Genomic DNA, 17,580 nt, shown 5'->3' on the forward strand with positions numbered 1-17,580 from the left:
ATTTTTGTATGAAATTGGCTATTAATGGTTTTGGTCGTATTGGTAGAAATGTTTTTAAGATTGCTTTTGAAAGAGGAATTGATATTGTGGCAATAAATGATTTAACAGATCCTAAAACCCTTGCACATCTTTTAAAGTATGATTCAACCTTTGGAGTATACAATAAAAAAGTTGAGTCAAGAGATGGCGCTATTGTTGTGGATGGAAAAGAAATAAAAATTATTGCTGAGAGAGATCCAAAAAATCTTCCTTGGGCAAAGCTTGGGATTGATGTTGTAATTGAATCAACAGGTGTTTTTTCATCAGCAACTAGTGATAAAGGAGGGTATCTTGATCATGTGAATCATGCTGGGGCTAAGAAAGTTATTTTAACAGTTCCTGCTAAGGACGAGATTAAAACAATAGTTCTAGGTGTAAATGATCACGATATTAATTCCGATTTAAAGGCTGTGTCAAATGCTTCATGCACAACTAATTGCTTGGCCCCTCTTGCAAAAGTACTTCATGAATCATTTGGAATTGAACAAGGACTTATGACAACCGTTCATGCTTATACTAATGATCAGAGAATTTTAGATCTTCCTCATTCTGATCTTAGACGAGCAAGGGCTGCTGCACTTTCTATTATCCCAACTTCAACTGGTGCTGCAAAAGCAGTTGGACTTGTTTTGCCTGAACTTAAAGGAAAGTTAAATGGGACTTCAATGAGAGTGCCTGTACCAACAGGTTCAATTGTTGATCTTACAGTTCAACTCAAGAAAAAAGATGTTACAAAAGAAGAGATTAATTCTGTTCTCAAAAAGGCATCAGAAACATCTGAACTTAAAGGTATTTTAGGGTATACAGAAGATCCAATTGTATCTTCAGATATAAAGGGGAATTCTCATTCTTCTATTGTTGATGGCCTTGAAACAATGGTTCTTGAAAATGGATTTGCAAAGGTGTTGTCATGGTATGATAATGAGTTTGGGTATTCTACAAGAGTGGTTGATCTTGCTCAAAAATTGGTAAAATAAATATAAAGCTTGTAAGGTAATAAAATGTCAATAAAAACAGTAAAAGACTTTAATAGCTTTGCGGGCAAGCGAGTTTTAGTAAGATGTGATTTTAATGTTCCCCTAAAAGAGGGGAGCATTAGTGACGATACTAGAATTAAGGCCGCATTGCCCACAATAGAGTATCTAAAAGAAAGAGGAGCTAGAATTGTACTTGTAAGTCATTTGGGTAGACCAGAGGGTAGGAAAAATCTTAAATATTCTCTTAAGCCTGTTGCCAATAGATTGTCAGAGCTTTTAAACCAGGATGTCAAGATGTTTTCTGATTGCATTGGAAGCGAAATTGTAAATAATACTTTGCAAATGAAAGATGGTGATGTTGTATTGCTTGAAAATGTAAGGTTTTATGCAGAAGAAGAGAAAAACGATAAAAATTTTGCAAAAAAACTTTCTGAGAATGGAGATGTTTTTGTAAGTGATGCTTTTGGTGCGGCTCATAGGGCGCATGCTTCAACGGTAGGGGTTTCTGATTATTTGCCATCTGTTGGTGGATTTTTAATGGAAAAAGAAGATAAATTCCTTGGAGAAGTATTAAAAAATCCCGAAAAACCATTTGTTTCGATTATTGGTGGGTCTAAGGTTTCTTCAAAGATTGCAGTGCTGGAATCACTTTTATCAAAGTCAAATGTGGTTGTGATTGGCGGTGGAATGGCATATACTTTTTTATATTCCAAAGGATATTCTATAGGCAAATCTCTTTTAGAGAGCGAATATATTGATACAGCTTCTTCTTTTTTAAGGAAAGCAAAAGAGTTGGGTGTTAAAGTAATTTTACCACTTGACCACATTGTGGCGGACGATTTTAATAAAAATTCTACTCCTGAGTATATTGATTCCTTAAATATTCCTGAAAACAAGATTGGCATGGATATTGGAGTTAACACTTTGAAAGAAATTGAAAAGGTTGTGAAAACTGCCAAGACTATAATTTGGAATGGCCCTCTTGGTGTATTTGAATTTGATTCATTTTCAAAAGGAACTGCAAAGGTTGCCGAAATGGTGGCGTCTTGCTCAGGTTTAACTGTTGTTGGTGGCGGAGATTCTGTCGCAGCTGTTAATAAATTTAATTTATCTGATAAGATCACACATGTTTCAACAGGTGGCGGTGCGTCACTTGAGTATCTTGAAGGAAAAATTTTACCAGGTATTAAGGTTTTGGAGAAGTAAAGTGAGAAAAACTTTTTTAGCGGGAAATTGGAAAATGCATTATACAAGTGCAGAAGCTTCTATTGTTGCAAAACAAATTGCAACTGAAGTTAAAACTTTAAATGATGATTTTGTAATAATGATAACTCCTCCATTTACGGCTTTGTCTAAGGTTTCAGAATGTATTAAGGGTAGTAATATTCTTCTTGGTGCTCAAAACATGTCTTATATGGAAAGTGGAGCAAGAACAAGCGAGATTTCGCCTTCAATGCTTTTAGAATTTGGAGTAGAATATGTTATACTTGGTCATTCTGAATGTAGATTATATTTAGCAGAAACAGACGAAATAATAAATAAAAAGATTCGTGCGGGGCTTAAGCATTCTTTTAAGTATTTAATTCTTTGTGTTGGAGAAACTCTTGATGAGAGAGATTCTGGAAAAACTTTAGATGTTGTTTTGAGTCAGGTTAAAAAGGGGTTAGATTGTGTTTCTGAGTCAGATATTAAGAGAATAATTTTAGCTTATGAACCTGTTTGGGCAATTGGAACGGGTAAAACTGCAACTAAAGAGGAAGCAGAAGAAGTTCATAAGGCAATTAGACTTGAGATTATGAAGCTTTATTCAAAATCAGCTTCAGATAATATTATAATTCAGTATGGAGGCTCTGTTAATGCTAGCAATATAAAAGAGCTTATGAATGAGCCCAATATCGATGGTGCTTTAATAGGTGGAGCATCTTTGAAGGCTGAATCTTTTTTATCTATAATCAATAACGTTCGTTAGTCAAAGAGGTTTGTTTTGGATTTAGTTAGATTTTGTATTTTTGTAATTTTTGTTATTGTTTCAATTTTTATTATCCTTTTAGTTTTAATTCAAGATGAGCAGGGTGATGGAATAGGCGGTGTTTTTGGGGGCGGTAGTTCTTCTATTTTTGGGGCAAAGTCTTCAAGTGTTGCTGTAAAAATCACTGGATTTTTCATAGCATTCTTTTTTATTTTTGTAGTTTTGTTATCTTTTATGAATACTAGAAGAGCGGATAATAGCTTTTTGAAGGATATAAAGACGGAAAATAAGAATAGTTCAACTTTTTGGGATAATGAGAATAATGAATCAGATACTAATATTGATGAAGTTGAAGAAAAAAATTTAAAAGGAAAATAGAAGTGTTTACGTAAAGAGTTTTTTCTTTACGTAAAATAATTTTAAATCATAACTATTATTAAATTTATCAATTTTATTGAAAGTTTATTTTATTTTTATTGTGTTTTTTTAAATAATCTAAAGTATTGATGAAATGGTTTGAGCCTAAAAACCCATTGTTTACTGAATATGGAGATGGATGACTTGTTTCAAGAATTAGATGCTTTGATGGGTCAATTAGCTTTTTTTTACTTCTTGCTAAATTGCCCCAAAGCATAAATACAATGTTTTTCAAATTTTTAGAGATTATTTTTATTACTTCATCTGTGAAAATTTCCCATCCAATGCCTTTATGTGAAGAAGGCTTGCCCTCTTCGACTGTTAAGATTGTATTTATTAGAAATACACCCTGAATTGCCCACCTTTTTAAATCTCCATTTGGAATGGTTTTTATTTTTAAACTTTTTTCTATTTCTTTAAATATGTTTTGCAAAGACGGTGGAATTTTGATTTCTGAATCTACAGAAAAAGCAAGTCCATTTGCTTGGTTTTTTCCATGATATGGATCTTGTCCAATTATTACCACTTTTATGTCTTTAAATGGCAAAGAATTAAAAGCATTGAATATAAGTTTTGGAGGAGGAAATATTTTCCCGTTTTTTGTTTTATATTCGTGTTTTATAAACTTTACAAGCTTTTTAAAGTATTCTTTATTAAATTCATTGTTTAAAACTTCTTTCCAAGATTCTTCAATTTTTACTATCATTTTTGTATTATATAAGAAATATTTTGTAATTTGAAATATATGCAGGAGCAACGTTACTATTTTTTAGAATTTGATTTTTATTATGGATAATGATGTATTAAAAAGAATAGATGTTTTGTCTGAATTTATTACAGATGGCAAAAAAGCCAGGATTGAGGAAGTATTAAGTCGGCGCACTAATTATTTAACATTTGTACTTGAAGATATTGTTCAGTCCCACAATGCAAGTGCTACTATTAGAACAGGCGAAATTTTAGGACTTAGTGATATTTATGTTATTGATAAAAATAATAAGTACACTTTAAATCCAGATATTACTTTAGGATCTTCACAATGGATAAATTTAAATAAATATAAAAATGCTAAGTTTGCGATTGATAGGTTAAAATCTGATGGATATAGCATAGTGGCCACATCTTTAAGTGAACAATCAGTAAATCTTGAAAATTTTTCAATTAACAATAAAATGGCAGTATTTTTTGGGACAGAGTTAACAGGGCTTAGTTCAGAAGTTTTGGAAGCTGCCGATTTATGTATCAAAATACCTATGTATGGATTTACTCAAAGTTATAATATTTCTGTAGCTGTTGCGATAGTTATGTATTCTTTATTAATTCGTTTAAGAGAAAGTGGCGTTGATTACTTGTTAAATGAAGTTGAGAAATCAAATTTGAGATTAAAATACTATAGACAAGTTGTTAAAAATTATCAAATTATTGAAAATCTTATTAAGTTTTAAACTTCTCTTATTTTTTTCCAAGAATTTAAAAATATATAAAAAATGGTATCGATTGTAATTATTGTTAATGTAATAATTAGAGAACCTTTTGTAAGTTCAATATTTTTTGTTTCGGGATAAAATTTAAATATTGTATTTATGGATATTGAAACTAGTAAATTAGCCAAATATCCAGAAATTAGTCTTGATAGTGGATGTATAATCCATAAAGATTTTATTTTTATTTGTTTAAAATAATCATATATTAAAATGTTTATATATTGAGATAGAAAAAGTACATACGTTCCAATTAATATTGTTAGAATGTATGTAAAGTTATTGAACAATATTTTAAGATGAATATCTGCGGTGTCTAATTTATTATGATTGAATAATATCATAAAATTAATCATAATTGTAAAAGTTATGTTTAACAAAAGATTCAATATTGCGGAATTTGTTGCTTCTTTTTTGTTGTATTTTTCTACCATTAAGTTTAAAGAGAATAATGCTGATAAAAAAGTAATACCTGATAAATTTAAAGACAACCCAAATGTTTTTAAATTTCTTAGTATTATAATATTTGATATTGTTGAAACAATTGCATTAAAACAAAAAAGACCAGATTTTCCGAAAAATTGGTAAAGAATTCCCAATGTTATGTATGTAAAGAGAAACACTCCTACCCACAAGCTTAAATCAAATATATCTTTATTCATAGCATTTAATTGTACCAAATTAATTATCTTAGATAAAGTTTTTTATTTATGTAAATTAACTTTTCTATTTTTGAAGTTTTATATATTTTGCAAAATATATAAAAGGTGTTCCTAAAATCCCCGCCAAACCTTTAATTAGGTATGTGGAAATTACTATATCTAGGAAAACTTCCTTTGGAAATACTTTGAAATAGGTTGCTATGCTTACAAAAATTGTTGTATCTATTAAGCCACTTATCAAAGTTGATCCATTGGTTCTGAAAAATAAAAATTTAGGAAATTTTTTTTTAATAAACTGATATAGATATACATCGTTTAATTGGGACACTAGGTATGCAACAAGAGAAGCTAATAGTAAAGCTGGTATTGAAGAGAAAATGTTTTCTAAGCTTTTAAAATTTTCTTGAGTTCTATTTGATATGAAGTGAACTTGGGCATTTGTTAATACTGCAAAGATAATGAAGCTGATAAACCCAATGTAAACGGCTTTTTTTGAAGTTTTTTTTCCATAAAATTCTGAGAGAATGTCTGTTGCAATATATGACGATGCATAAATAATGTTGCCTAATGTGGCATTAATTCCAAATATTGTAATTTGTTTTAAAACTTGGATGTTAGCTATAATAATTGCTACTGCAACCCACGCGAATAATCCATTTTTTTTAAAAAAAAGGAATATAATAATCAAAAATGAATAAGTAGTAATTAGCATGGCAAACCATAAAATTTCATTAAACATAAAATTCTCTTTTAGTAATATCGGATTTATTATAAAAGTTTAGTTTAGTTTTTGCAAATAAGGTAGTATTGTTGTTTTCTTAAAACTATGGTAATATGACTTTACATTAGGGGATGTTTTGGATTTGACTGAAAATGCTAATATTGTAAGTTGCAAGCAGAGGGAATCTCTTAAAACTTCTAAAATAAATGCAAAAAATAATAACTTTACAAGTTCAAACCTTGTAATGGCTGCTTAAGTTAGCAGAGAGTTTTGTTGAATTTGGCTTTGAGATTCACTTATACTCTTTTAGACATCGAAGCTTGCTTAAAAATGTTTTCAAGTTGATTTTTAGGGACTTTTATACTTGAGAGCAATTTGGCGGTTTGCTAGTATTTCCAAACCATATTGCTTAGTAAAATACTAGATAAGCTTGTAGAAGCTTATAGTATTGTTTTTAGGACGCGGGTTCAATTCCCGCCATCTCCATTTATTTCATTTTTTCCTTATACTTTAAATATAATCCTTAAAAAGCATTACTAAATTTAGAAGACGTGCTTATTATTTAAAGCGTCCTATCGGAATCGAACCGACATCATTAGCTTGGAAGGCTAAGGTAATAGCCATTATACGAAGGACGCAAGACAATACTTTACTTATATAAAAAAAATCAATTTATGTCAATAAGATTTTATTATAATGTTATTTTTGGCTAGCAATTTTTTTTTTAAATAAGTACAATTAATTTAACTTAAATGTAGTCAAGTACAAAAACTTGTGTGGAGGAAATTGATGGGAGAGAGAGGGGAAGTATACTCTGAGAAGTTATTTACAGAGTCCGAGAGAACTTATTTTTTTAATGTCAAGGAAAATAGAAAAGGGGATTATTTTTTAAATATTGTAGAGAGTAAAAGAAGTCCGAGTGGAGATTTTGAAAGGCATTCTATTTTTGTATATGAAGAAAATATAAATGAGTTTGAATCCAATTTGCTTAAGGCAATAGCGGTTATTAAGCAGAAAGTGTCTACAGGAGGATCTATTGATTCTTCCATGAGGCATAATAAAGAGTATGGTGAATATGGCGATAGATCTAAATTAGATGATTCTAGATTTCATAAAAAATCTCATTTATCAGGCGGGCGGTTTAAAAAGAAGGATTATTAATTTTTATTATTTATGTTTTAAATTAGTTTAAAATTTTTTCTATGAAGGCTTAAAACCCCATATTTCTTTATTGCATTTTTATGTTCTTTTGTGGGGTACCCTTTATTCTTTTTAAGTAAATATAATGGATAAATTTTATCGTATTCATCCATAAGTTTATCCCTTTTAACTTTAGCAATAATTGAGGCAGCTTTTATTTCGTCTATTATTGAATCCCCTTTAATTATTGCTTTAACATTTTTTGCTGATATTTTTGGGACAAATTTGCCATCTATAAATACTAAATTACAATTTAATTTTAGGTTTTCGTATGCAGTTTGCATTGCAAGAAGAGATGCGTTGTGAATATTTATTTTTTCTATTGTTATATTTGAAATCTCAGCGAATGCATAATATGAGTTTTCAAGTATTAATGAGGACAGGTATTCTCTTTTTTCTTTTGTTAGTTTTTTAGAATCATCCAGTTCTTTTATAAAGTTAGGTTTTTTTTTGAAAACTACAGCAGCACTTAGAATAGGTCCAAAAATACAACCTCTTCCAACCTCATCTATTCCACAAATCATAATTGACCTTTTTATAAAAATATTTTTATTTATTATAATATGAAATTGTAGATTTATTAGCAATTGGTTTTTAATTTTAATTGGGAGTTAGTTTGGTTTTAAAAAAAATAGTACTCTTGGGGTTTAAATCTTTTTTAAATAGACAAGAGTTTGAAGTAGGTGAAAATTTAAGTTTTATTGTTGGGCCTAATGGATGTGGGAAGAGCAATCTTATTGATGCTGTTCGTTTTTGTATTGGAGAAGATAATTTAAAATTTTTAAGGGTTGAAGATATTTCCGATTTAATTTCTGTTTCAAAGTTAGGAAAATCAAATTTTGCAGAAATAACTCTTTTTTTTAGTAACATTGACGGTGAAAAATCGACTTTAAGAGAATTTGGGGGGGATTTTTATATTCGCAGGCGTCTTTATAAGGATGGTTCAAGTGAGTATTATTTTAATAATAAAATTTTAAATTTCCAAGATTATAATAGACTTTTGAATAGGCTTCAGTTTAAAAAATCGCCTTATATGTTTATAACTCAAGGGAAGGTTGAAGACATTTCTTTGGGAAGAAATGTAAATCTTAAATCTTTAATTGAACAGGCAAGCGGAATAGATGTTTTAAAAATTGAAGAAGAAGAGGCTCTTAAAAATTTTAAGCAGTCTAATCAAAATTTATCATCTTTGTTAGCCTTACAAGAAAATTTAAAGCAAAAGTACGATAACATAAAAAATGTTTATCTTTTGAGAAAAAAACATCAAGATTTAAGTCAAAAATTAGAAGCTTTAGAAAAAACAATAACATTGAAAAAGCTTTTCAATATTAATTTTGATATTAATGCCTTAAAAGGCAAATTAAATTTAGACGGCTTAAGTAGATTTTTATCTTCTAGTTTTAAGGAAAAGTTGGAATTTTATTCATTTAGAGAAAAAAATGTTGCTAATAATATTCAAGCATTAGAAAAGGATCTTGAGCTTATGAAGTCCAAAATTCTTGGACTAGAGATTAAGATTCAAAAATTAGAGCAAGAAAAGACGGCAAAGATGAATTTGGAGGATAAATTTGTCAAGAATAAATCTAAGTTTGAAGAGAAAAAAAAATCTATAAATAACGATTTATATCAATTAAATAGTTTGCTTAAAGAAAAGAAAAATGAATTTTTTTCTTTAAGTGATGAGATTAATAGATATACTAAAAGTTTTTTTGAACTTGTTGATTTAATTTTATCTGTATTAAAGAGTGCTAAATCAGAAGAGCTTGTTTTATTAAAAGAGAATATATTAGATTCTCTGAAACTTTTTGAAGAATCATTGAGTATAAAATATATTAAAGAGATTAGAGTGAATTTAATCAAGTATATAAGCAAAGATGAAAATCTTTTGGCTTTATTGAAGGATAAAATTGAGCCTATTTTCAATCAAAATGTTAATTTGAAAAAATTTTTGCTCGAAAAAAATGCTTTAAAATCAAATCTTGCTAAAGAGATAGCAAATATTGAGAGATTAATTGAAGAAAAGACGCTTCAATTAAATGATGTATTAGGAGAGCTTGAGTATATAGAGCTTTCTAAATTTAAAAATTTAGACGAAATCAAACTTATAGAAGGCAATTTAGAATTTTTATTTGAATCTAAGAATAGTCTTGATGAAGAGCTTAAAGATTTGTATTTAAAGCTTGAAAATTTAAATTTAGAAAAGAGCAATATTGAGCTTAATTTGAGCAATCTTATTGGTACTTCAAAATCCAGCAACGACGAGTCTTTTAAAGAGAAAGATTTGAGCTCTTTAGGGTTTTTAAATGATTTTAAAAAAACTAATTATTATGAATATATAAAAAAACAGACAGAGTATGAATTTCTTTTGAACTCTAATGTAAGCATTAAAAATGAAATAGAAAATTTCAACATTTCTAATGAAATGTCTAATAAATTCGAATTAGAAGAGGATCTTGTAACTAGAGAGCTATTACACAAAGAGATTGATGAAATCAATCTAGGTGATTATGTATTTTTTAATATTGATAAAGAGTTCGATGAAACTAAGGATCGTTTTGAAAAAGTAAGTTTACAAGTAGAAGATTTAAAGCTTTCAAAATATTCATTACAAAAGCTTCAAAAAAAAATAAAAAATGAGATTTATAAAAAATTTAGAGAATCATTTGATGAGATTAATAAAAATTTTTCTTACTTTTTTAAAAAAATTTTCAAAGGAACTGCCAATCTTTTTTATAATGAAAATACCGATAATGTTGAGATTAGAATAAATTTTTCAAATAAATTTGTTAAAACCAATAATATGCTTTCAGGGGGCGAGAGTACTTTAGTTAGTATGGCTTTTTTATTTGCACTTTATTATTATTCTCCTGCTTGTTTTTGCATGCTCGATGAAATAGATGCAGCTCTTGATTTTGAGAATAGTAAAAAACTTTCTTTACTTTTAAAAGAACTGGGGAAAAAAATTCAACTCTTGGTAATAACCCATAATGCATATATTTCTGAGGGTGGTGAAAATTTGATAGGCATTACGCTTGATAATGGTGAAAGTAAGGTGTTTAATATATAATTAAGTTAGATTTAAGGGAATTAACATGCAAGATAAAAAGTTTAGTTTTAGCAAATATTTTTTAATTTTAATATTTTTGATTTTTATTGTTTCGGGTATTACTTATTTCTATTCAACACAAATGTTGGAAAAATCCCAAAAGTCTGTTGAGGACAATTTAGACGCCAAAGTTAAATTAGTTGATATGGAAGATTTTTATTTTGATTTAAATGAGAGTCTAAATATGGATGATTTTTTTATTCCGAGACCTGATTTTTTCAATGAAAATTTAAATAAAAATTTAGTTGTTGATGGGTTGATTAAAAATCAATTTCTTGATGAGAATTTTTTCAAGGATCTTTGGATTAAAAAGGAAAATTTATTCAATATTGATATTGAGAAGGAGAATGAAAAATTAATAGATAAGATTTTAGAAATTTCCAAATGATTAAAAAATATTTGATTTATATAAGTTTGCTATTTTTTGTTTTTGAAGTTTTTCCTGAGCCAACTTTTATAAGTCAAGGTGATTCATATGAGCTTGATTTTAGCAGTAGAGAAGTAGATATTAATGTAAATACTAATTCAAAATTTAATCTTTCTTTTAAAGATGAGTCTTGGATTTATATCAAAAGCAATGAAAATGGATCTTTTATTAAGTTAATTGGAGAATCTTATGAGGACGGGGCTGTTTTTACTTTTCAAACTTTTAAAAAAGAAGGCAAAATTAAATTAATTTTTAGCTATCAAAATGTTAAAGATTTAAGTGAATTTAATAAAATAGTTATCTTGAAAATTACAAATAAGTTTGAAGTTAAAATTCTAGATGGTGGTGGCTCTGACAAGAGTAAGGACATCAGAAGTAAGAATAATCTTGAACTTGGAAGGGATAGTATTAATGGGGTAACCTCTTTAGAGATTGCCACCAGGGCTTTGAATTTATCTTATATAAATGATTACAAAGGAGCAATAGATTTACTTAATAGGTATAATTTTAATGATGATAAATATATTTTATTAAAGGCAGAAATTTATTATAAAAATAAGGATTATTTAAAATCTTATGAAAATTATTTGAAATTGAAGAGCAGATGCTTTCAAAGCATTGTTTTTGATTTAATTAAGCTTGGTATAAAATTAAATATTAAAGAAGAAGTCTTAGAAAATGCTAGATATTTAGTTGAAAAGAATATTGATTTTTCCGAGAGTGTTTATCTTGAGATTTTTGAATTCTTATTAATAGGGGGGGAGTATGAGTTTGCTTTAAACTTTAGTTCTTTGTACTTTCCTAAATATATTAATTCAAGCTTTTCAGATAAGTATAGTTATTTGTTGGGAAAACTTTATGAGTCTGAGAGTAAACATAAAGATTTTTTAAAGGCTTTGCATTACTATAAATTGGTTATTGATAATTATCCTTTTAGTGATTATTATGAGAGAGCCAAGATAAGATATTTATTTTTAAAGCGGTTTTTTTAGGAGATATGATATGATACGAAGAAGGCTTACTAAACAACTTGAAATAATAAAAGATTATCTTTGGGATATGAAAGAATGTGTGCTTAAAATTATAGATGACTCTTTAATAGCCTTAGAATCTAAAGATAAAAGTTTAGCTAAAAAAATAATCAATGAAGATGAAAAAATAATAGATGATTATCAATATGATATTGAGGATTTGTGTGGAAGAATAATTGCGACTGAACACCCTGTTGCTACAGAACTTAGAGAAATTTTAGCAATTATTAAGATAATAAGTTCCCTTGAAAGGATTGCAGATCATGCTACTAAGATTGTAAGAGTTGTTCTTCTTCTTGAATCAGATTTGGACGATTTTGATTTTCTTAATTTATATTTTAAACCTTTAAGAGAAATGGCCGATACAGCCAAAGAGATGTTATCTGATATTTTTGATGCATATTTTGATGGAGATTTTACTAAAATATTAAAGATAGTTAAGTATGACAATATAATAGATAAATTATTTTCAAAGCAAAAAAGTATTGTTGTTGATGCAATGAAAAAGAATCCTGAAAATTTGGATTATCTTTTAAACATATTATTTTTAAATAGTTTTTTGGAAAGAGTTGGTGATCATGTAGCAACAATTGGCGAGTTGCTCTATTTTATTAGAATAGGTGAGAAGGTAAATTTAACCTAGCTTCATTATTTTTAGGCTTTTTAATCTAAATAAATCTTATAAGAAGAATTAATAATCATGATTATTAATTCTTCTTATAAGTGGCAGGCATTATGTATTTAAGATTTTTATTTCCCCGGATTGTTTCTGAATGTCCAATTAAAAGATAAGAATCATTTTTAAGATAGTAGTTGAATTTATTGGCAAGGTCGTTTCTAGTTTTTTCGTCAAAATAGATCATAACGTTTCTGCAAAATATCAGGTCAAATTTCTTACTAAATGGAAATTTCTCATCCATTAAATTTAATTTTTTAAAGTAAACCATTTTTTTTAAAATTTCTTTAACTTGAAATTTATCATCTTTGAGTTGATTTAAATATTTAGTTTTTAAATATTTGGGCAAATTTATTGTACGATCTTCAGGATAAATCCCCTCATAAGCTTCGTGTAGAACGCTAATTGAAATGTCTGTTGCTAAGATTTTGACTTTAAAATTTACTTTGTTATTTTCCATATATTCTTTTAGTATCATTGCAATTGTATAAGGCTCTTCACCACTTGAACAGCCGGCTGACCATATTCTAATTTCTGAGTTTTCCGATTTTAATATTTTTTCAGCAAGCTTGGGTAATATTTTGTTATTTAAAAAATCAAAATGTTTAGATTCTCTGAAAAAATAAGTATGATTTGTTGATATTTTGTCTACTAATTCAATTAATTGAAGATTTCCAGTGCTTTTTTCTAAAAAGTCGATGTATTCAGTAAAATTTTTAAAACCTTTAACCTTGAGAAGAGATGATAATCTACTTTCAATTAGCATCTTTTTTTTCTCGCTGAGATTGATTCCAAAATTGTTGTAAACTATTTTTATTAACCTTAAAAGTTCGTCCTTAGTTATATTTATATTAAGGTTGAATTTGTTTTGATTCATATTTATATTCATATACTTTCGACTTCATTCTCCTTTTTGATCCAGAGAGATTTGTTTTCATGCTAGAAATGTAAAATTTTTTTTTAGTTTTATAATACTTAAGCGTACAGCTTAAGTTAGATATTTCAATTGCAATAATTTTTTAATTGTGATAATTTAGTAGTTAAATTATTAGTATACTTACTTATTAAAGGTTGTTTTATGCTAAAGAGAAGTAGAAAAGTCAAGAATGATTTAGTTACGCTTGAGTCCAAAGAAAAAAAAGTTGGTATGTGGGGTATTTTTACCCTTATTTTAATTGTTTTTGGATTTATTATTGCACCTTTGCTCCCAGGAATATTCGATAATGCTCATTCATCTGGTTTAAAATTTGGTTCTTATAAAGGTCAACCTATTTACTATAAAAAAGATAATAAATTTGCCAAGTATGTTAATTATTATTCAAATCTTTATTCTAGATTACAAGGGAATGCTAAAAATATTAATGTAGATTATAACGCCTGGTATTTGGCATTTATGAAATATGTTGAGGATGTTGCTTTTTTTGATTTGATAAAAAAATATAATTTTTATATTTCTAAGGAAATGCTGAATAAAAATTTACTCAGATCCCCTGAATATTTAGACCCTAATGGGAATTTTAGTTCTAAAAGATATAATAAAGTTTCTGATTATCAAAAAGTTAAAATTTATGATGATATGGTAGAAAATATACTGTTTTCTAATGTTAAAATTTTTTTAAATAGTAATTTGATATTTTCCGAGTCTCTTTTTAACATGATTAAAGATATGAGTGCTGTAGAAAGGCACATTTCATATCTTTCTCTTTCTTATCAGGATTTTTCTAATAAAGAGGTAATACTTTATGCTGAGAAGAATTTAAATTTATTCAAACGTTTATCTCTTGCGTCTATTCGTTTTAAAAATGCAAGTGATGCTAGGAGTGCTTATGATAAGCTGTTAAACAAAACTCCATTTGAAGAGCTTGCTAAGCTTTATTCAGATGATATGGCTAATTTCAAAGGCGTTGTTTCTTTGGATAAGTATTATTTTGATTTAGATCTTAACGTTGAAAATAAAGAAGATCTAAATTCCATTTTTTCTTTAAAAGAAGGTGAATTTAGTAAGCCTATTAAGACTAAAAATAAAAATGAATATCAAATATATAAGGCATTTAGCAATATTTATGATTTTGATAAAAATTCAGATCGCGATATTAGTGCTGTTAAAAATTATATTGAAACTTATGAACCAAGTGTTATTGAAGCTTATTTGGAAAATAAGCTAAATGATTTTCTAAGTGATGTTAAATTAAGCAGTTTAAGCCAAGCTCTTGAAAAAAATCGTTTTAGTTTAAAAGAAGAAATTGTTAATTTATCTTACAATATTAATATTTATCCTAATACTTTAAAAGAGTTAGTCGAATTTAATAATAGCAAGTCTTTTTATAATGTTGTTTTTGGATTGAAAGAAAATTCTTGGTCTAAGCCTTTTGTGGCGAATAAAAAAGTTTATTTGTTTTTCCTTAAATCAGCTAAAAAAAGATCTAACCGGCCCGAAGAAGAGATTGAAAATGAAAAACTTCTTGACAATTTTAATATTGCAAATAGTGGTTTGATTACAGATTTTTTGTTGAATAAAAAAGATTTTGTTAATAATTTTAATGAGGCGTTTTTTGCTTTGCAAAACTTTAGTCAAAATTGAGAAATAAATACTATGATAAAAGTTTTGATTGCTAGTATAATTAATTTTAATAAAGAATCAATTTGGTTTTATAATTATTTTTATAGATTTTTATTTATATTCTTTTTTTTTACATTACTTGCTTGTTCCAAGGTAAGCAAAGATTTTATTGTTTTTAACAAAGATGTAAAATCTGTTTCCAAGATTGATAACCTAAATTCTAATGTATTAGAAATGAACAAAATGGAAGATTTTTTTGGAGATATTATAGATTTAAAAGGTTATAAAATTCTCGCAGTTCAGCAAGAAAATTTGAATCTAGATGTTTATTTTGAACAGGTGGTTTTAGCTCAAAATTTTTCAAATCTTAATGCGTATTTATTTATTATTGGTTTTGATCCCAAAATTAAAGTTGGAACGATTCTTTTTAAAACCCAAATAGATATTGACCCAAAAAATTCTTATAACATGTATCTTGAGGACATTACGGGTGATTATGATTTTAATATAGTTGTTCAAGGATTTTTAAAAGATAAATCTGTTTTGTACGTTTTTCAAAAATCTGTTTTAAATGATGTGTCTTCCTATAAACCCATATTTTTTGATAAAGTTAATGGCACTGTTCTTATCAATAAGTATGCAAGATCTTCAGCTTATGAAGAAAACAGATCAAGAGAAAGCTATCCTATTTCCTTAGAAAAATATGAAAAAGTGGGAGAAGATTTAATAATCAGTAAGATTGAAAAATATGAATATTCTCATATTCAAGGCAAATATTATCTTTCTTCTGTGAGTGAAAAAGTTGGTAAGATTGATAATAATATTTATAAAACTTTAAAGAATTTAAGCAAAGATGAAGTTTATAGATTTTTGCATGGAGTTTGGTATGACGATCATGATTATAATAAGAAACAGGGCAAAGATATTAATGAAACTTTATTTTTATCTTTTGAAAGGCAATCAAACGAGATTAATCTTTTTAGAAAAAATTCTCAAGAAGTTGCAAAGATTAAATATATTTCAAAACCGGCTTACAACACTCTTAATGTTAGTGCCAAGTCTCTTTTTTCAGATTTAATAGTTTACAACTTTTGGATAAAAATTGTAGATAAAGAAAACATTGAAGTCAAAATTGACACTAGTACAAACTCCTATGATAATAGTGGATTTTCAGGGACATTTAAGAGATTTGATGGAGATGTTTTAAATGTTGAAAAAAATGGTAATAATATTTATTTTATTCCTAGTGGAAATTATGTGTATAAGGACAAAATTTATGATTTTTCTTACCCCTCTTTAACTTATATTGATGAAAATAAAATTTATTATGGCATTTTTAATATTTTCCCTTTAAAAAATAATTTTGTTCTTGAATATGAAATTGATATGGGTAGTTACAAGCTTGTTGAATCTTTTTTTCTTGAACATAATGAAAGAGTTGTTCAAAAGCAAAAATTTTCTACAATCATTCTTAATCCTATTAAAATTTTAAGAGATGATGTAAGCTTAATTAAAGGGCAAAAATTAAAACTTGAGCGAATAGAAAAAATAGGGTAATAGTTTTTATGAAAATATTGAGAAGTATTATAGCTTATTTTAGTGTTTTATTGTTCTTTTTTATTTTTATTTTTTTTTTATTTCCTTTTTACTTGGTTTGTAAAATTTTTTTACTCGAGCGCTATGTTATTAGATTCAGTTTTATTATGATGCGAGTTTGTATTAAGATTGGTTTATGGCTTGCTGGAATTAAAATTATTGTTACAGGTTCTGAGAATATTCCCCAGAAAAGCAATATAATAATAATGGGAAATCATATTGCAGCTATGGATCCTTTAATTTTTATTTATACTTTTGTTAATCCATTTGTAATATTGGCAAAACATTCTTTACTTAGGGTTCCTTTTGTGAATCTTGTTTTAATTGTTATGGGCGCTATTTTTGTTAATAGAAAGAGTATAAGATCTGCTGCTGCTGCTGAGGCTAAGGCAATAAAGGTTATGAGAGAGGGTAGATCTATTGGAATTTTCCCTGAGGGGACCAGAAATAGGGGTGGGGATACTAAGGTTTTTAAAAAAGGTTCAGTTAAGATGGCATTAAAGACAGGAACATCTATTCTTCCTGTTACTCTTTATAATACTAATAACTTTTTCATTAAAAATATTATTTTTAATTCTGGACTATCTGTTTATATTCATGTTCATCCTTTGATAGATATTTTAAAATTAAGTGAATATGAAAAAGAGAATCTTGCTAGTATTATTAGAGATCAAATAGTTAAAAAGCTTGAAACTATTAAAATTTAATTTATAAAGCA

The 17,580-nt window shown here is 27.4% G+C and carries 18 protein-coding genes, 1 tRNA gene and 1 other RNA gene; 14 read left to right on the plus strand and 6 right to left on the minus strand.

From position 1 onward, the window contains the following. The first annotated feature begins 8 nt into the window (after positions 1 to 8). The 4 genes from gap to secG are packed head-to-tail and all read left to right on the plus strand — an operon-like array spanning position 9 to position 3,363. Positions 9 to 1,016: a type I glyceraldehyde-3-phosphate dehydrogenase gene (gene gap / locus HNP63_RS03990; RefSeq protein WP_011600804.1), complete on the plus strand. Its 1,008-nt coding sequence runs from the start codon at positions 9 to 11 to the stop codon at positions 1,014 to 1,016. 24 nt (positions 1,017 to 1,040) lie between these two features. Further along, the gene (locus HNP63_RS03995) at positions 1,041 to 2,222 is read left to right on the plus strand and encodes a phosphoglycerate kinase (protein ID WP_183227264.1); all 1,182 of its coding nucleotides are present in this window, start codon (positions 1,041 to 1,043) and stop codon (positions 2,220 to 2,222) included. 1 nt (position 2,223) lies between these two features. Then, on the plus strand, positions 2,224 to 2,985 hold the full coding sequence (tpiA, locus tag HNP63_RS04000) for a triose-phosphate isomerase (RefSeq protein ID WP_004790299.1): 762 nt from the start codon (positions 2,224 to 2,226) through the stop codon (positions 2,983 to 2,985). Between the two features lie 15 nt (positions 2,986 to 3,000). Then, positions 3,001 to 3,363: a preprotein translocase subunit SecG gene (gene secG, locus HNP63_RS04005; protein WP_044052101.1), complete on the plus strand. Its 363-nt coding sequence runs from the start codon at positions 3,001 to 3,003 to the stop codon at positions 3,361 to 3,363. Positions 3,364 to 3,436: 73 nt separating this feature from the next. Here secG and ung read toward each other — a convergent pair whose 3' ends face one another. Further along, positions 3,437 to 4,108 carry a uracil-DNA glycosylase gene (ung, locus tag HNP63_RS04010; protein ID WP_011600801.1) on the minus strand — a complete coding sequence of 224 codons (672 nt, stop codon included), beginning with the start codon at positions 4,106 to 4,108 and terminating at the stop codon, positions 3,437 to 3,439. Between the two features lie 82 nt (positions 4,109 to 4,190). Between ung and HNP63_RS04015 the strand changes: the two genes are divergently transcribed. Further along, positions 4,191 to 4,847 carry a TrmH family RNA methyltransferase gene (locus tag HNP63_RS04015; protein ID WP_044052099.1) on the plus strand — a complete coding sequence of 219 codons (657 nt, stop codon included), beginning with the start codon at positions 4,191 to 4,193 and terminating at the stop codon, positions 4,845 to 4,847. Here the strand turns inward: HNP63_RS04015 and HNP63_RS04020 are convergent. Both HNP63_RS04020 and HNP63_RS04025 read right to left on the minus strand, forming a co-directional pair. Next, on the minus strand, positions 4,844 to 5,545 hold the full coding sequence (locus tag HNP63_RS04020) for a queuosine precursor transporter (protein ID WP_004790644.1): 702 nt from the start codon (positions 5,543 to 5,545) through the stop codon (positions 4,844 to 4,846). The genes HNP63_RS04015 and HNP63_RS04020 overlap by 4 nt on opposite strands. Before the next feature lie 64 nt (positions 5,546 to 5,609). Further along, on the minus strand, positions 5,610 to 6,284 hold the full coding sequence (locus HNP63_RS04025) for a queuosine precursor transporter (protein WP_004790481.1): 675 nt from the start codon (positions 6,282 to 6,284) through the stop codon (positions 5,610 to 5,612). 109 nt (positions 6,285 to 6,393) lie between these two features. Between HNP63_RS04025 and ssrA the strand changes: the two genes are divergently transcribed. Further along, positions 6,394 to 6,755, plus strand: a transfer-messenger RNA (tmRNA) gene (ssrA, locus tag HNP63_RS04030). 77 nt (positions 6,756 to 6,832) lie between these two features. Here the strand turns inward: ssrA and HNP63_RS04035 are convergent. Then, positions 6,833 to 6,904: transfer RNA gene (locus HNP63_RS04035), tRNA-Gly, on the minus strand. A gap of 151 nt (positions 6,905 to 7,055) precedes the next feature. On the opposite strand from HNP63_RS04035, the gene bpuR reads away from it, so the two are divergent. Further along, positions 7,056 to 7,427, plus strand: coding sequence for a transcriptional regulator BpuR (gene bpuR / locus HNP63_RS04040; protein WP_004790392.1), 372 nt, complete (start codon positions 7,056 to 7,058; stop codon positions 7,425 to 7,427). Between the two features lie 17 nt (positions 7,428 to 7,444). Here bpuR and rnhB read toward each other — a convergent pair whose 3' ends face one another. After that, positions 7,445 to 7,990, minus strand: coding sequence for a ribonuclease HII (gene rnhB, locus HNP63_RS04045; protein WP_004790588.1), 546 nt, complete (start codon positions 7,988 to 7,990; stop codon positions 7,445 to 7,447). 92 nt (positions 7,991 to 8,082) lie between these two features. Here rnhB and HNP63_RS04050 point away from each other — a divergent pair, with 92 nt between their 5' ends. From HNP63_RS04050 to phoU, 4 genes are read left to right on the plus strand one after another with little or no spacing between them, the layout of a single operon-like run. Beyond that, on the plus strand, positions 8,083 to 10,533 hold the full coding sequence (locus HNP63_RS04050) for an AAA family ATPase (protein WP_004790413.1): 2,451 nt from the start codon (positions 8,083 to 8,085) through the stop codon (positions 10,531 to 10,533). Between the two features lie 25 nt (positions 10,534 to 10,558). After that, on the plus strand, positions 10,559 to 10,960 hold the full coding sequence (locus HNP63_RS04055; RefSeq protein WP_004790522.1) for a hypothetical protein: 402 nt from the start codon (positions 10,559 to 10,561) through the stop codon (positions 10,958 to 10,960). After that, complete coding sequence (locus tag HNP63_RS04060; RefSeq protein WP_183227266.1) at positions 10,957 to 11,991, plus strand: tetratricopeptide repeat protein; 1,035 nt, start codon at positions 10,957 to 10,959, stop codon at positions 11,989 to 11,991. Before HNP63_RS04055 ends, HNP63_RS04060 begins: the two co-directional genes overlap by 4 nt. Before the next feature lie 10 nt (positions 11,992 to 12,001). After that, positions 12,002 to 12,673: a phosphate signaling complex protein PhoU gene (gene phoU / locus HNP63_RS04065; RefSeq protein ID WP_004790733.1), complete on the plus strand. Its 672-nt coding sequence runs from the start codon at positions 12,002 to 12,004 to the stop codon at positions 12,671 to 12,673. Positions 12,674 to 12,737: 64 nt separating this feature from the next. On the opposite strand, the gene HNP63_RS04070 is transcribed toward phoU, so the two are convergent. Further along, on the minus strand, positions 12,738 to 13,589 hold the full coding sequence (locus HNP63_RS04070; RefSeq protein WP_157859659.1) for a protein-glutamate O-methyltransferase: 852 nt from the start codon (positions 13,587 to 13,589) through the stop codon (positions 12,738 to 12,740). A 195-nt stretch (positions 13,590 to 13,784) separates the two neighbouring features. On the opposite strand from HNP63_RS04070, the gene HNP63_RS04075 reads away from it, so the two are divergent. From HNP63_RS04075 to HNP63_RS04085, 3 genes are read left to right on the plus strand one after another with little or no spacing between them, the layout of a single operon-like run. Then, positions 13,785 to 15,287, plus strand: a complete 1,503-nt coding sequence (locus tag HNP63_RS04075) for a peptidylprolyl isomerase (protein ID WP_183227268.1) — start codon at positions 13,785 to 13,787, stop codon at positions 15,285 to 15,287. A gap of 12 nt (positions 15,288 to 15,299) precedes the next feature. Next, the gene (locus HNP63_RS04080; RefSeq protein WP_183227270.1) at positions 15,300 to 16,823 is read left to right on the plus strand and encodes a pallilysin-related adhesin; all 1,524 of its coding nucleotides are present in this window, start codon (positions 15,300 to 15,302) and stop codon (positions 16,821 to 16,823) included. 8 nt (positions 16,824 to 16,831) lie between these two features. Continuing rightward, positions 16,832 to 17,569, plus strand: coding sequence for a 1-acylglycerol-3-phosphate O-acyltransferase (locus tag HNP63_RS04085; RefSeq protein ID WP_011600792.1), 738 nt, complete (start codon positions 16,832 to 16,834; stop codon positions 17,567 to 17,569). Positions 17,570 to 17,580 lie beyond the last annotated feature (11 nt).

The organism is Borreliella afzelii (assembly GCF_014202295.1).
GTDB classification, from domain to species: Bacteria; Spirochaetota; Spirochaetia; order Borreliales; family Borreliaceae; genus Borreliella; species Borreliella afzelii.

Bases quoted from the DNA above. Each gene is read 5' to 3' on its own strand.
- gap (WP_011600804.1), top strand. From the start codon at position 9: ATGAAATTGGCTATTAATGGTTTTGGTCGTATTGGTAGAAATGTTTTT.
- HNP63_RS03995 (WP_183227264.1), top strand. From the start codon at position 1,041: ATGTCAATAAAAACAGTAAAAGACTTTAATAGCTTTGCGGGCAAGCGA.
- ung (WP_011600801.1), bottom strand. From the start codon at position 4,108: ATGATAGTAAAAATTGAAGAATCTTGGAAAGAAGTTTTAAACAATGAA.
- HNP63_RS04015 (WP_044052099.1), top strand. From the start codon at position 4,191: ATGGATAATGATGTATTAAAAAGAATAGATGTTTTGTCTGAATTTATT.
- HNP63_RS04020 (WP_004790644.1), bottom strand. From the start codon at position 5,545: ATGAATAAAGATATATTTGATTTAAGCTTGTGGGTAGGAGTGTTTCTC.
- HNP63_RS04025 (WP_004790481.1), bottom strand. From the start codon at position 6,284: ATGTTTAATGAAATTTTATGGTTTGCCATGCTAATTACTACTTATTCA.
- bpuR (WP_004790392.1), top strand. From the start codon at position 7,056: ATGGGAGAGAGAGGGGAAGTATACTCTGAGAAGTTATTTACAGAGTCC.
- rnhB (WP_004790588.1), bottom strand. From the start codon at position 7,990: ATGATTTGTGGAATAGATGAGGTTGGAAGAGGTTGTATTTTTGGACCT.
- HNP63_RS04055 (WP_004790522.1), top strand. From the start codon at position 10,559: ATGCAAGATAAAAAGTTTAGTTTTAGCAAATATTTTTTAATTTTAATA.
- HNP63_RS04060 (WP_183227266.1), top strand. From the start codon at position 10,957: ATGATTAAAAAATATTTGATTTATATAAGTTTGCTATTTTTTGTTTTT.
- phoU (WP_004790733.1), top strand. From the start codon at position 12,002: ATGATACGAAGAAGGCTTACTAAACAACTTGAAATAATAAAAGATTAT.
- HNP63_RS04075 (WP_183227268.1), top strand. From the start codon at position 13,785: ATGCTAAAGAGAAGTAGAAAAGTCAAGAATGATTTAGTTACGCTTGAG.
- HNP63_RS04080 (WP_183227270.1), top strand. From the start codon at position 15,300: ATGATAAAAGTTTTGATTGCTAGTATAATTAATTTTAATAAAGAATCA.
- HNP63_RS04085 (WP_011600792.1), top strand. From the start codon at position 16,832: ATGAAAATATTGAGAAGTATTATAGCTTATTTTAGTGTTTTATTGTTC.